General features: G+C 71.6%; 12 protein-coding genes. 8 read left to right on the top strand and 4 right to left on the bottom strand.

The features are described from left to right. The first annotated feature begins 237 nt into the window (after positions 1–237). Both DY218_RS20145 and DY218_RS20140 read left to right on the top strand, forming a co-directional pair. Positions 238–822 carry a biotin transporter BioY gene (locus DY218_RS20145; protein ID WP_128557493.1) on the top strand — a complete coding sequence of 195 codons (585 nt, stop codon included), beginning with the start codon at positions 238–240 and terminating at the stop codon, positions 820–822. 106 nt (positions 823–928) lie between these two features. Beyond that, a complete protein-coding gene (locus tag DY218_RS20140; RefSeq protein ID WP_128557492.1) occupies positions 929–2,254 on the top strand; it encodes a PQQ-binding-like beta-propeller repeat protein in 1,326 nt (441 codons plus the stop codon). 6 nt (positions 2,255–2,260) lie between these two features. Here DY218_RS20140 and DY218_RS20135 read toward each other — a convergent pair whose 3' ends face one another. Beyond that, on the bottom strand, positions 2,261–3,631 hold the full coding sequence (locus DY218_RS20135; RefSeq protein ID WP_128557491.1) for an FAD-binding oxidoreductase: 1,371 nt from the start codon (positions 3,629–3,631) through the stop codon (positions 2,261–2,263). A 127-nt stretch (positions 3,632–3,758) separates the two neighbouring features. On the opposite strand from DY218_RS20135, the gene DY218_RS20130 reads away from it, so the two are divergent. Both DY218_RS20130 and DY218_RS20125 read left to right on the top strand, forming a co-directional pair. Next, positions 3,759–4,247, top strand: a complete 489-nt coding sequence (locus DY218_RS20130; RefSeq protein ID WP_128557490.1) for a ribose-5-phosphate isomerase — start codon at positions 3,759–3,761, stop codon at positions 4,245–4,247. Between the two features lie 91 nt (positions 4,248–4,338). Then, positions 4,339–5,145, top strand: coding sequence for an Fpg/Nei family DNA glycosylase (locus DY218_RS20125; RefSeq protein WP_128557489.1), 807 nt, complete (start codon positions 4,339–4,341; stop codon positions 5,143–5,145). Positions 5,146–5,158: 13 nt separating this feature from the next. On the opposite strand, the gene DY218_RS20120 is transcribed toward DY218_RS20125, so the two are convergent. Then, the gene (locus DY218_RS20120) at positions 5,159–6,391 is read right to left on the bottom strand and encodes a GNAT family N-acetyltransferase (protein ID WP_128557488.1); all 1,233 of its coding nucleotides are present in this window, start codon (positions 6,389–6,391) and stop codon (positions 5,159–5,161) included. Positions 6,392–6,554: 163 nt separating this feature from the next. Between DY218_RS20120 and DY218_RS20115 the strand changes: the two genes are divergently transcribed. Beyond that, complete coding sequence (locus tag DY218_RS20115; protein WP_128557487.1) at positions 6,555–7,712, top strand: PP2C family protein-serine/threonine phosphatase; 1,158 nt, start codon at positions 6,555–6,557, stop codon at positions 7,710–7,712. Here DY218_RS20115 and DY218_RS20110 read toward each other — a convergent pair. Then, entirely contained in the window at positions 7,669–8,913 is a 1,245-nt protein-coding gene (locus DY218_RS20110; RefSeq protein WP_128557486.1) for a cation:proton antiporter, read from the bottom strand. The two genes, DY218_RS20115 and DY218_RS20110, sit on opposite strands and share 44 nt — an antisense overlap. 234 nt (positions 8,914–9,147) lie before the next feature. Between DY218_RS20110 and DY218_RS20105 the strand changes: the two genes are divergently transcribed. Both DY218_RS20105 and DY218_RS20100 read left to right on the top strand, forming a co-directional pair. After that, positions 9,148–9,627: a hypothetical protein gene (locus DY218_RS20105; protein ID WP_128557485.1), complete on the top strand. Its 480-nt coding sequence runs from the start codon at positions 9,148–9,150 to the stop codon at positions 9,625–9,627. 54 nt (positions 9,628–9,681) lie between these two features. Continuing rightward, complete coding sequence (locus tag DY218_RS20100; RefSeq protein WP_128557484.1) at positions 9,682–11,013, top strand: oxidoreductase; 1,332 nt, start codon at positions 9,682–9,684, stop codon at positions 11,011–11,013. 31 nt (positions 11,014–11,044) lie between these two features. Here the strand turns inward: DY218_RS20100 and DY218_RS20095 are convergent, their stop codons facing one another. Further along, entirely contained in the window at positions 11,045–12,235 is a 1,191-nt protein-coding gene (locus DY218_RS20095; protein ID WP_128557483.1) for an acyltransferase family protein, read from the bottom strand. Between the two features lie 575 nt (positions 12,236–12,810). Here DY218_RS20095 and DY218_RS20090 point away from each other — a divergent pair. After that, positions 12,811–13,005 carry a hypothetical protein gene (locus DY218_RS20090; protein WP_128557482.1) on the top strand — a complete coding sequence of 65 codons (195 nt, stop codon included), beginning with the start codon at positions 12,811–12,813 and terminating at the stop codon, positions 13,003–13,005. Positions 13,006–13,062: the final 57 nt, after the last annotated feature.

Raw genomic sequence — 13,062 nt, 5'->3', positions numbered from 1 at the left:
CCCGGACTCCGGGGCGCAAAAGCCCGCACTCCGGCCGTCGCCCCAGTGACCAGCATCACGTCGCCCTCGACGGGCCGTTGTGCATGACTGGAGGCGTTGTGAGGACTCCACCACATGGTCGACGCCCCCTTTGTCGGTGCCTCATGGTGATCGGGCGGGGGGCCGTGGGCTAACGTCGCGGTGTCCTGGCCCGCTCTGTCCGCCCGCCACCGTCCCCTCGCCTCCCCTGGAGCCCGTATGAGCACCGCCGCCGTCGCCACCCGTCCCGGCGAGGTCCTCGCCGACCTGCTGCCCGCCTCCAGGACCCGGGACATCGCCCTGGTCGCCGGCGGCGCCGTCCTCACCGGCATCGCCGCCCAGATCGTGGTGCCGGTGCCCGGCTCCCCGGTCCCGGTCACCGGTCAGACCTTCGCCGCGCTCCTGGTCGGCACCGCGCTCGGCGCCCGCCGCGGCCTGCTCTCGCTCGCCCTGTACGCGCTGGTGGGCATGGCCGGGGTGCCGTGGTTCCAGGGCGGCACGGCCGGCTGGGGCGGCGCCTCCTTCGGATATGTGCTCGGCATGCTGGCCGCCGCGGGCGTCGTCGGCGAGCTCGCCCGGCGCGGCGGCGACCGTTCGATGCTGCGGATGGCGGGCACGATGGCCGTCGGCTCCGCGGTGATCTACGCGGTCGGCGTGCCGTGGCTGGCCGCCTCCACCGGGATGTCGCTGAGCGCCGCCGTCGCCGCGGGCCTGGTGCCGTTCCTGATCGGTGACGCCCTCAAGGCCGCGCTCGCCATGGGCGCGCTGCCCACCAGTTGGAAGCTGATCGGCCGCCGCGACTGACACCCCGGCGCCACAACTGCGTACGCCGACGGGCTCTGAAAGACCGGAGCCCGTCGGCGTATTCGCGGGTAGATTCGCCGGTTCACCGAACGGCGCGGGGGAGACGATGGTGCGACACACGTGGTCCGGGGCCGGCGCGGCCGTCCTGTGCGCGCTGCTGCTCGCGGCGTGCAGCGGCGGCGGGAAGGCGGACGACGGCGGCAAGGGCGGCAGCAGTGCGTCGAAGCCCGCGAAGCCGTCCGGCCCCGCCCGCCTGAAGGCCCGCTGGCAGGAGCCCGTGGCCGGGAACCTCGACTGGGTCTGGACCGGCCACGACATGTTCGTCGTACGGACCGGGAACGGCGGCAAGTCCTCGCCCGGCGGCCTGGCCGGCCACGACGCCAGGACGGGCGAGCAGCGCTGGAAGCTGCGCATGCCCAAGGGCACCGACGGCGTCTGCACCATGACGCGGCAGCCGAACGCCGACGGCATCGGCGCCGTCGTCTTCGCCACCCGCACCGAGCACCCGGACCAGGGCATCCGGCGCGACTGCACGACGGTGGGCGCCCTCGACATCACCACCGGCGAACTCCTCTGGACCGAGCGCGGCACCGAGCAGCTGCGCGCCGTCAGCCTCGGCAGGTCAGTCCTGAGTCTCACCCGCTGGGAGACCGGCGTACTGCAGCGCTTCGACGCCCGCAGCGGCAAGCGGCTCGGCACGCTCGGGACCCCGGACAGCGAGATCGACGACACCTTCCACGACGGCACCCGGATCGCCGTCGGCGACGACGCCCGCAAGTCCTTCACGCTGTACGACGCCGAGTCGGGCAAGCGCCTGTGGAGCTCGCCCGCGGGCACCGAACTGCGCCGCATCGTCACCTCCGAGCCCGTGACGACCCTGGAGGTCAGGGTCGGCGGCAAGATCTCCACACGCACCTACGACAAGCGCGGCAAGGTGCTCCGCACCCTCGTGCGCGACAAGCAGATCCATACCTCCGAGCGCGGCTTCGAGGGCGACCGGCACCCGGCCGACGACGGCAACACGATCGCGAAGCCCGGCCTCGTCCCGCAGTTCGTCCTCGGCGACACCCTGGTCACCCACCTCGAGGACGAGCCCGCGAAGACTGTCGACGACGCGCACCAGGTCTACAAGGCCGACCACGCCTACGACCTGACCGCCGGCAAGCTGCGCTGGAAGTCCGAGGAGGAGGAGCACCGGCCCGAGCTCTTCGCGGCCGGGGCCGGCACCCTGCTCGCCACCGTGGCCGACGCCAAGGGCGTACGGCTCCTTGCCGTCGACCCCGAGGACGGCCGGCGCAAGACCCTGGCCACGCTCGGCCCGGCCGACGGGAGCGACCGGGTCAGGCCGTTCGCCTGGGACGGCGAGCGGCTGTACGCCAGCAAGGGCGACTCCGTCGCCGCCTACCCACTGACCCGCGACGACCTGAGGTAGCGCCGCCTAGGAGCTACCTCCCGCCGGCGGAATGTTGTGGTTCAGGCGGAACAGATTCTCCGGATCGTGCTCGCCCTTGACCCGGGTCAGCCGCTCCCAGCTGTCCCGCTCGTAGCCGTCGCGCACCTGCTCCAGGCCGAACCGGCCGAAGAGATGGTTGAGTTGACGGCCGACGCGGTGCGGCTCGAGCGGGGCGAGAATCCGCTCGTGCGTCGCCCGCGCGGTCGCCCGGTCCCTGCTGAACAGCACGGAGAGCACGGTCACCAGGAAGTCCGCGTCCCGGTGTCCGACCGCGTTCGGCACCTCGGGCGCCCGACCGAGCGCACCTCCCAGATGCTTGACCTGCACCACCGCGGACTCGCGCGCCTCCGCCCCGGCCAGACTCCCGAGCGCCTGCGGCGAGAGCCCCGTCACCAATGCGTTGTCCCCGTCGTACGGGTGCGGCTCCGGCGGATCGCTGTGGATGGTGTGGCTCTCGGTGTACGGCATCTCCCGCAGCCGGTCCGCGAGCCGCGGCGCCACCTTGCGCAGCGGCTCCACCAGACGCTCGCCCTCGGCCGCGTCCCCCGTGAAGGCGATCCGCAGCTGGGTGACATGCCGCCCGCGGAAGGCCTCCGGCGCGAACGGCGCATCCGGCCAGGTCATCAGGGCCAGCGACGAGGTCAGCTCCTCGGGCAGCGACCGCGCCCACCCCGGATACGCCGCGAGCACCTCGTCCGCATACGCACCGTCGAAGGCCAGCACCCCGCCGTACACCCGGGGCAGCGGAGCCAGCGCGAACTCGATCGAGGTGACCACCCCGAAGTTCCCGCCGCCTCCGCGCACCGCCCAGAACAGGTCCGGCTCGCTGTCCGGCGTCAGCCGCCGCAGCTGCCCGTCCGCCGTCACCAGCTCGACGGCCCGCACATGGTCGGCCGCGTACCCGAACTGCCGCCCCAGGATGCCCAGTCCACCGCCGGTGAGATAGCCGACGACACCCACGCCGGGCGCCGAGCCGTTCATCGGGGCGAGCCCGTGCTCCGCGGCGGCCTTGATCACCTCGGCCCAGCGCACCCCTGCGCCCGCGCGGGCGGTCCGCGCCACCGGGTCGATGCTCAGGCCGGTCAGCCGCCGGGTGGAGACCAGCACGCCGCCGTCCGCGGGTACGGCGAGCCCGTGCCCGGTCGACTGCACGGCCACCGGCAGCCGCCGACCCGCCGCGTGCGTCACGGCGGCCCGTACGTCGTCGGCGTCGGCGGCGACCACGGTCAGATCGGGGCGGTGGGAGTATCCGGCCTGGAAACCGGAGCGTTCCTCGTCGTAGCCCGGATCGTCCGGAAGCAGTACGGGGCCGGTGGTGCCGAGTGCGGACGCGGTGGTCGGTGTCTGCGAATCCATGACCACAGCCTGTCCGGTCGACCCCCGTATCCACCGGCAAGTTTCTGCACAATTTGCCCGCCGCTCACACGGCTCTGCACCACGACCCCTGACCGAGCGCCGTGCCGCGCCGTGTCACACTCGGTCCATGCGCGTGTACCTCGGCTCCGATCATGCCGGTTATGAACTCAAGAACCACCTCGTCGAGTGGCTGAAGGCCCATGGCCACGAGCCCGTCGACTGCGGCCCGCACATCTACGACGCGGCGGACGACTACCCGCCGTTCTGCCTCCGCGCCGCGGAGCGGACCGCCGCCGACCCGGAGTCGCTCGGCATCGTCATCGGCGGCTCGGGCAACGGCGAGCAGATCGCCGCGAACAAGGTCAGGGGAGTGCGCTGCGCCCTCGCCTGGAGCGAGCAGACCGCCGCACTCGGCCGCGAGCACAACGACGCCAACGTGGTCTCCATCGGCGGCCGTATGCACACCCTCGAGGAGTCGACGAAGTTCGTCGAGATCTTCCTCGGCACGCCGTACTCGGACGAGCCCCGGCACACCCGCCGCATCGAGATGCTCTCCGCGTACGAGACGACCGGTGAGCTGCCCCCGATCCCGGACCACCACCCGCAGCAGCCGTAACTCCCCGCAACTCCCCGCGTTCCGCGGCCCCTTCGCCCCCGGGTGAGGGGGCCGTACGCCGTCCGTCCCGCCGCACTCCCTGGAGGATGCCGTGCCCGAGGGGCACACGATCCATCGCCTCGCCGCCGACCATCGTGACCGCTTCCGCGGGCGCGCGGTCCGGGCGAGCAGTCCGCAGGGCAAGTTCTCGGATGCGGCGGCGCTGCTCGACGGGCAGGTGATGCGCGGCGCGGAGGCGCACGGCAAGCACCTCTTCCTCGGTTTCGACGCCGGGCAGGTGCACATCCACCTCGGCCTCTTCGGCAAGCTGGACTTCGGCACGGCCCCCGTGCCGCCGCCCACCGACACCGTCCGGCTGCGGCTTCGCACCGAGGACGCGTACGCCGATCTGCGCGGGCCCACCACCTGCGCGCTGATCACCGACGGCGAGAAGCAGGCGATACACCAGCGGCTCGGACCCGACCCGCTGCGCCCCGGCGACGATCCCGACAAGGCGTGGCAGCGCATCTCGCGCTCCCGCAGCACGGTCGCCGCGCTCCTGATGGACCAGAAGATCGTCGCGGGCGTCGGCAACGTCTACCGGGCCGAGGTCCTCTTCCGCCACGGCATCGACCCGTACCGCCCCGGCAAGGCCCTCACCCGCGACGAGTGGGACGCGCTCTGGGCCGACCTCGCCGCCCTGATGCGCGAAGGCGTCCGACAGAACCGCATCGACACCGTCCGACCCGAGCACACCCCGGAGGCGATGGGACGCCCGCCGCGCGTGGACGACCACGGCGGCGAGGTGTACGTCTACCGCCGCGCGAACCAGGACTGCCTGATCTGCGGCACCGGGATCCGCACCGCCGAGCTGGCCGCCCGCAACCTCTTCTGGTGCCCGCGCTGCCAACGGGCCTGAGAAAGCGCCCTCTTCAGAACCCGTGCGGCAGCCACGGCGCACGCACCGAGGCGAAGGCCGCCGACGCCCGCACGAGCGCGCCCTCGCGCAGCTCGCGCACCCGCCCGGCCGCCGCGAGCGAGTCGAGCGAGCAGCCGCCGAGATACGCGGACCCGATCTCCCGTACGGACAGGGCGAGTTCGGCCGGATCCGTGGTCCGCTCGCAGCTCGCGCCCTTGGCGTCTCCGCTGAGCCGCCAACGCCCCGTGTTCCAGGGGCAGAAGGTGTCCTCCACAGCCAGCACCACATCGACCTCGGCCGCGTACGTCCGGGCCTCGAGCGCCGCGCCGACCTCCACCGGACGCAGATACAGGCCGTCCCGCAGCCGCAGCCCACAGCGCCGCGCATCGGACACCAGGTGCTGGAAGGCGTCGTCCACCGGCCGGTCCCCCGCCACGATCCGCGAGGTCAGATCGATGCCGAAGAGGAACCGCCACAGTGCCGCGTACGCCGCTGGATCCAGCGCCTCCAGATCATCGAGCCGCACCTCGCCCTCCGGCACCGAACCGGGCCGCCACACCGGCTTGATCCGGTAGCGGGCGAACCCGACGGTCTCACCGGCCCGTTCGGCCACCACGCACTGCAGCGGCGAGGCGCCCTCGCGGTCCTCCGCGGGATCGGCCACCATCCGCCGCTCCCAGCCGGGCAGTCGCGCGATCATCCCCGGACGGCCGGGCACAAGCCGTGCGTAGAGCGCCTCGCACTCGTCCAGTACGTCGGCCGGGGCCGCGAGCCGCAGCCGTACGTCGTCCGTACCGGGCGGCACCGACAGCGCGACCCGGGCCGTCTCGACCTCCGCCGACAGCTTCTGGGACGCGACGCCGTAGCCGAACCGGCCGTAGATCGCCGGCTCCGAGGCCGTGAGCACGGCGAGCGGCTCACCCAGTGCCCGTACGTCGTCCAACTGCCGCCGCATCATCGCGGTGAGCACCCCACGGCGCCGGTGCACCGGCGAGACACCCACCATCGTGACACCGGCTGTGGGCACCAACGAGCCGCCCGGGACGGTCAGTTGAAAGGAGAAGGCGCCGGCCGTGCCGATCACCCGGTCGCCGTCCCAGACGCCGATGGACCGTGCGTACTCGGTGACCGCACGGTCCAGTTCCCGGACCTCGGCCGTCTCGGCGATCCCACCGAAGGCCAGCTCCAGAGTGCTGAACCAGCGGTCCCAGTCGGCCGGCTCCAGGACGCGGATGTCATAGCTCATACGCCACCCCTACCAGGGAGCTCCGATACTGGGCCAGGCATTTTTGTGCCGACACGGGCCGCGCCGGGCCTTGTCAGCCGTCGGGGACCCGGCCCGCCCGTGTGAGGGACAAGCCGGGCCTCCCGTGCGCGTCCACAGGCAGGATGGATAGGGTCCACGAGCAATGGCAGCAGGACAGTCGGGCCGAGCCGAGGCCGAGACGGTGACGGCCCGGATGCGCAAGCGTGCGCACCGGGTCCGCACAGCGCTGCGCAGATCCGGGGTGGACTACTTCCGCGGCGACGGTTCCGACTGGATCGCGCTCGTCGCCCTGCTCCTGACGATCCCGGCCATCGCGGCCGCCACCCTGGCGCGCCCCGAGTGGTGCGCACCCGCCACCCTCGTCCTGCCGATCGTGGCGGGCGGCCTGCTGCTGCGCCCCGCCAGCCTGCTCGGCTTGTACGCGGCGGCCGCGGCCGCCCTGGTCGTGGAGTCCGTACAGCTCGGCGACTACGACCGCGTGCCGGTGGGCGTCACACCCGGTGTGGTCCTCGTGGTGGGCGCCTGCGGGTTCTTCGGGCTGCTGATCGCGCAGTTCCGCAGCCGGGTCGGGGTGCCGTGGCGGCGCGGCGGCACCATGCTCTTCGACCTGCGCGAACGCATCAGGGTGCAGAGCAAGTTGCCCAAGCTGCCGAACGGTTGGCACCGGGAGATGGCGCTGCGCCCGGCGGGCGGCCAGTCGTTCTCGGGGGACTTCGTGGTGGCCGCCCGTACCGGCGGCGGACGCACCCTCGAGGTCGTCCTCACCGATGTGTCCGGCAAGGGCATGGACGCGGCCTCCCGCGCCCTGCTGCTCTCCGGCGCCTTCGGCGGCCTGCTCGGCTCGCTCCCGCCGCACGCCTTCCTGCCGGCGGCGAACGGCTATCTGCTGCGCCAGGACTGGGACGAGGGCTTCGCGACCTCCATCCACCTGGCCCTCGACCTGGACTCCGGCGACTACGAACTGCAGTCGGCGGGCCATCCTCCGGCGCTCCAGCTGCACGCCGGCAGCGGCCGCTGGGAGGAGAAGTCGGCCGAGGGCCCGCTCCTCGGGGTGTACGACGGGGCGCAGTTCGACCCGGTGAAGGGTTCCCTGCGCCCCGGCGACGTGCTGATGCTCTTCACCGACGGCCTGGTGGAGACCGCCGAGCGGGACATCGCGGAAGGTATCGACCGCCTCACCGGAGAGGCCGACCGTTATGTCGCGGGCGGCTTCCACGGCGCTGCCTGGCACCTCATCGAGGCGGTCGCGAAGGACGTCAACGACGACCGGGCACTGCTTCTGCTGTGCCGGGAAGGCTGACCGCCTCGGGGCCCGACGCCGGCTCGGGATCCGGCTTCGGAGCCGCCCCCGGACCCGCGGGCGGACGCCCGCCCGGAAGCAGCCGCGCCAGCCAGTGCGACCGTCCCGCGGCCAGTGGCCCGAGTACGGCGAGCAGCAGGACGTAGCCCGCGATGAAGGGGGAGAGCCGGCTGTCGAGTCCGGCGGTCGCCGCCATGGTGGCGAGGATCAGCGCGAACTCACCGCGGGCGAGCAGCGTGGTGGCGATGTTCGCCGCGGGACGGGCGTCGAAGCGGTAGATCCGCGCAGCGGCGAGGCCCGCAAGGACGTTCATCAGGAGGGTCAGGGCGACGGCCGCGAGCACCGGCCAGAGCACGACCGGCAGATCGCCCGGGTCGATGGACAGGCCGAAGGCGAAGAAGAAGATCGCGCCGAAGGCGTCCCGCAGCGGGTGCACCAGCTTCATGATCCGCTCGCCGGAGCTCGTACTGCCGAGCATCAGGCCGACCATGAAGGCCCCGATGGCGTCCGCGACACCGAACCACTCGGACACGCCCGCCACGAAGACGGCGGCACCGAGGAAGGAGATGACGAGCAGCTCGTCGTCCCGGGTGTTGATCAGCTTGCTGACCAGGCGGGTGCCGAAGCGCGCGGCGAGCGCGAGCAGCAGCAGGAAGCCGAACGCTTTGCCGCCGTCCACCAGGGCCGCCGAGAGGCTGTCCGCACCGGACAGGATCGGCTGCAGAGCGGCCAGATACAGCGCGAGGAACACGTCCTCGACCACGATGATGCCGAGGATCGGCTTGGTCTCGGGATTGCCCAGACGCCCGGTGTCGACCAGGACTTTGGTGACGATCGCCGAGGACGAGATGCCGAGCACGCCCGCGAGCACCAGCGCCTCGGAGGTGCCCCAGCCGAGCAGGAAGCCGAAGGCGAGACCGGCGCCGACATTCAGCAGGAGGTAACTGCCGCCGGCGACGGCCATCTTCTTGCCGCCGGCCTTCAGGTCGTCGATGTGGAACTCGAGGCCGAGGTAGAAGAGCAGCAGGACGAGCCCGAGCGCGGAGAGCATCTCCAGCTCGTGCGGGTCCCCGACGAGGACCACGCCGGGTGTGTGCGGGCCGAGCAGGATGCCGGCCAGGATGAAGAGGGGGATGGTGGGCAGACCGATTCGGCCACCGACGCGGGCGAGGACCGCAGCGGCGAGAAAGGCTCCACCCATGGCTATGAGGGTGTCTGCGTGGCCGATGGGCTTCCTCCTGTCTTGCGGGGACGGGCAACGAATGAGGCAAAGAAAAAGTTTTAGAGAGCAAAGGACGCGTCAAGGACGCGTCAATACTTAGGTTACCAAACGATTGGTGGTCGCGTCGTCGCAGCTCAGCGGGGGTGGAGCCGGGGCGCCCGGTTCCGTGCGGTCGACTGCGCCGACCGGACCGCGGTCCGTATGATCGAGCGCGTGACCACACCGCCACCACCGGGCAACCCCTTTGCCGCGCAAGCGAGTTGGCGACCGCCGTACGGACAGCCGGGCTCGTACGCCACCGGCTGCCGCTTCTGCGCCGGCCTGCCCACCGCGAAGGTCACCTTCCGCGGACACCAGGGGATGGTCCTGCGGACCCGGTCCCAGCAGGTCGCCGGCGAGATGTGTGCCGTCTGCGGTACCGCCGTCTTCCGCGAGATGACGACCCGCACCCTCTGGCAGGGCTGGTGGAGCCCGTTCTCGCTGTTTCTCCTCGCACCGTTCGCGCTCGTGCGGAATCTCGTGGCCCGGCGCCGCATCACCGCACTGCAGCCCCCCGTAGCGGGACGGCACGGCCCCCAGGTGCCGATCGCGAGCCCCGTCCACCGGCGGCCACTCGCCTACGTGGCCCTGCTCCCGGCGCTCTGGGTCGGCTACCTGCTGCTCGTCGCTGCGGGTCTGCGCCCCGACTTCTGACCCGCACCCCGAGCGCGCGGCCTACTCTGAGTACAGACCCCAGGAGGTGGCCCGATGGCACCGTGGACGGCGGCGGACGCACCCGACCAGACCGGACGCACGGTGATCGTCACCGGCGCGAACAGCGGACTCGGAGCCGAGCTGACCCGCGCCCTGGCCCGCTCCGGCGCCACCGTCGTGATGGCCTGCCGCGACCTGGACAAGGCCCGGGCCCTCGCGGACGCGATCGACGGCGACATCCGGCTGCGCCGGCTCGACCTCGCCGACCTGGCCTCCGTACGCACCTTCGCGGACGAACTGGACACCGGCGCCGACGTGTTGATCAACAACGCGGGCGTCATGGCCGTACCGGAAGGCACCACGGCCGACGGCTTCGAGCGCCACCTCGGCACCAACCACCTCGGCCCGTACGCCCTCACCGGCCTGCTGCTCGACCGCGTACGCGACCGTGTCGTCACCGTCTCCAGCGGACTGCACCGGCTCGCGGGCCTCGGCGGCGATCTGCTCACCGCCTTCGACACCGACCGCGGCCGCTACCAGCGCTGGATCGCCTACGGCCGGTCCAAGCTCGCCAACCTGCTCTTCGCGTACGAACTGCAGCGTCGCCTCGGCACGGCGGGCCGCCCGCTCCTGTCCGTGGCCGCGCACCCGGGCGTGGCCGGCACCGAGGGGCAGCGCCGCGACACCTCGCTGCAGGGCAAGTTCCTGGCCGGCGGCAAGGCGCAGTCACCGGAGATGGGCGCCCTGCCCCTGCTGTACGCGGCCACCGCGCCGGGCGTACGCGGCGGCACCTGCATCGGGCCGGACGGATTCGCACAGCGCAAGGGGCATCCGGCAGTGGTCAACACCAGCCGCAGATCCCGCGATCAGGCCCTCGCCGCCCGCCTGTGGACCCGCAGCGAGGCCGCCACCGGCATCACCTACGACTACACCGTCCGCCGCCTCACCCTGGCCGAGGTGGAGGCCACCGCACGCGCCGCGCACACCGGACAGACCGACAAGGCGGGCCGCCCGTACGCCGGACATCTGCAGGCCGTGGCCGAGGGCACCCGCGCGCGGGGCGGCTCCGACGAACAGATCGCGGCGGCCTGGCTGCACGACGCGATCGAGGACGACGCGCTCAGCTCCCGCTGGCTCGACGAGGCGCCCCTCTCGCCGGGCACCAAGGACATCGTGCGTGCCCTGACCAAGCAGCCGGGCGAGGACCCGGGGGCCTACGCCGACCGCATTCTCGCCACCGACGGTGCCCGTCTGGTCAAGGCCGCGGACCTGGCGCACAACGCCGATCCGGCCCGCCTGGCCGCCCTGGACGGCCCCACCCGCGAACGGCTGACCCGCAAGTACGCCGACATGCGCGCCCGCCTGGGCCTGGGCGAGGACGACTGATCAGAGCGGCGCGAGCCCGCCCGACCGAAGCTCAACGACCGTTCGTCGAGCCCGACTTGGACCGCTCCCGGGCCAGCTGTGCCGCGTCCCGTTTGAACGCCCACTCCATCTTCGGCTCCATCGCGAACCGGAAGACCCGCTGCACCGGCTTGGTGCACAGCAGCGTGATCACGGTCGCGGCCACCAGGGTCACGAAGATCTCGCCGAGCGGCCGGTGCAGCCACTCGTAGTCCTCGTACCAGCCCCAGAAACGCGAGCCCTTGGCGAGGAAGCCGTGCAGCAGATAGCCGTACAGCGTCCCGGCACCGAGCGCCGTGAACCACATGTGCCGGCGCGGGACCCAGGCGAAGAAGCACGCCATCAGGACGATCGAGCAGCCGAACAGTGCGAGCGTCATCACCCCGCCCGTCCAGGCCGGAGCGCCCAACTCCTGTGCGCTGTCCCGGTGGTAGAACCACGCGGACGTCATCCGCGGTCCCGCCCAGTACGCGAGCAGCAGGGCGAGCCCGAACACGGGGACGGCGAGCAGCCGCACCTCGCGCCGCCGCACCAGCTGGAAGTGCTCCGGCTTGAGCACCAGACCGAGCACGAAGAACGGCAGGAACTGCAGCACCCGCTGCAGATCGAGATCGTCACCGATGTCCGGCGACACCGAGGCGAGCACGGCGATCGCAAGAGACAGCGCCACCGGCCAACGCACCAGCTTCCACAGCGGAGTCGTCAGACGCCAGACGAAGAGCGCGGCCAGGAACCAGGTGAGATACCAGGGGTCGAGCAGGCTGACCGGATGCGTCGGATCGTCGTCCGCCCACCGCTTGAACAGCGAGTACGCCACCTCGAAGAGCACGTAGGGCACGGCCACACCGGTGACGAGCCGCTTGAGCCGGTCGGCGCGCATGTCGAAACTGCGCGAGAAATAGCCGGAGATCACGATGAAGGCCGGCATGTGGAACGTGTACACCGTCATGTACAGCGCCTCGGCGGCCCGGCTGTCGCCCGTCAGCGGCTGCCAGGCGTGCCCCATCGCGACCAGCACGATCGCGAGGTACTTGGCGTTGTCGAAGAACGGATCACGCTGCGCCGCGGCCTTCGGGGCGGGAGGACCCGAAGTCTCCGCAGGGGAGGGGGACTTCGGCGCGCCGTGCGGCGGCCGGGAGTCCGGCGGCGCCTGCAGCCGGTCGGGCGTCTGCGCCTCGGGGAGCGGTACGCGAGCGTGGAACATTCGAGGCACCCTAGCGCCGGTCCGGGGAATCCGTAAAACCCCGGAAGTCTTTGATCGGAATACTGCGCACAGTGCTCGGGTACCCCTCCTGCGGAGAAGTCGACTCGGTGACTTGTGAGAAATCCATGAATGAATGGCGAGTCATCACCCCGGCGTTACAAGTAGATTTGTCCCGAACAATCAGGGCATAACGCCCGCGTGTGACACGGGTGACATGTCGCGGCTCCGGGACCGGCGTCAACTCCCGGACCTGGCAGTCCCTCCCCGTATGTGTTCGCCGCAACAATTCGAATTCCCGGCGAACGGCATACGCCCCGGGGAAACGATCAAGCCGAATCGGACGTGCCCGTAGTCAGGTGAATTGCCGCATGCGAGGCGGCTGTTCACAGGCGTCACACCGGTCTCCGCGGCCTCCTCGCGCCCCCGCCGTCTCGCACAGAGGCTCGGGTCGTGGCCGACGATGCGTCACCCGCCGCATACGGCAGGCCTGTTGGTGGCACGATGGTTCTGGCGGGGGTGTGCGCGGTCGCGTACCTCCGGGCCGGGAGAGCGGACCGACCTAGGGTGTGATCAGTGTGGCCATTTCGCTGTCTGTGGTGCTGCTGTTGGCGATCATCCTTGTGGTGCTGATCCGCGGCGGCTCCCTGAAGGCAGGACCCGCAGTAGTTGCGGTGCTGTTCGGCTTCTTCCTCGCGTCGACGGACATGGCGCCGTCGGTGAACCGCTTCCTCAACTCGATAGCCGACACCATCAACCAGATCAGCTTCTGACAGATCAGCTACTGAGCGGGCGGAGCATACGGAAACGGCCCGGCCGGGACCTCGAGG

This window comes from Streptomyces triticagri, assembly GCF_003429565.1.
Taxonomy (GTDB): Bacteria; Actinomycetota; Actinomycetes; order Streptomycetales; family Streptomycetaceae; genus Streptomyces; species Streptomyces triticagri.
The sequence above is the reverse complement of the archived record's forward strand: the minus strand, read 5'-3'. Positions and strand labels throughout refer to the sequence as shown.

Excerpts from the sequence above, each read along its gene's own strand:
- DY218_RS20145 (WP_128557493.1), top strand. The coding sequence starts at position 238 with ATGAGCACCGCCGCCGTCGCCACCCGTCCCGGCGAGGTCCTCGCCGAC.
- DY218_RS20140 (WP_128557492.1), top strand. The coding sequence starts at position 929 with ATGGTGCGACACACGTGGTCCGGGGCCGGCGCGGCCGTCCTGTGCGCG.
- DY218_RS20135 (WP_128557491.1), bottom strand. The coding sequence starts at position 3,631 with ATGGATTCGCAGACACCGACCACCGCGTCCGCACTCGGCACCACCGGC.
- DY218_RS20130 (WP_128557490.1), top strand. The coding sequence starts at position 3,759 with ATGCGCGTGTACCTCGGCTCCGATCATGCCGGTTATGAACTCAAGAAC.
- DY218_RS20120 (WP_128557488.1), bottom strand. The coding sequence starts at position 6,391 with ATGAGCTATGACATCCGCGTCCTGGAGCCGGCCGACTGGGACCGCTGG.
- DY218_RS20115 (WP_128557487.1), top strand. The coding sequence starts at position 6,555 with ATGGCAGCAGGACAGTCGGGCCGAGCCGAGGCCGAGACGGTGACGGCC.
- DY218_RS20110 (WP_128557486.1), bottom strand. The coding sequence starts at position 8,913 with ATGGGTGGAGCCTTTCTCGCCGCTGCGGTCCTCGCCCGCGTCGGTGGC.
- DY218_RS20100 (WP_128557484.1), top strand. The coding sequence starts at position 9,682 with ATGGCACCGTGGACGGCGGCGGACGCACCCGACCAGACCGGACGCACG.
- DY218_RS20095 (WP_128557483.1), bottom strand. The coding sequence starts at position 12,235 with ATGTTCCACGCTCGCGTACCGCTCCCCGAGGCGCAGACGCCCGACCGG.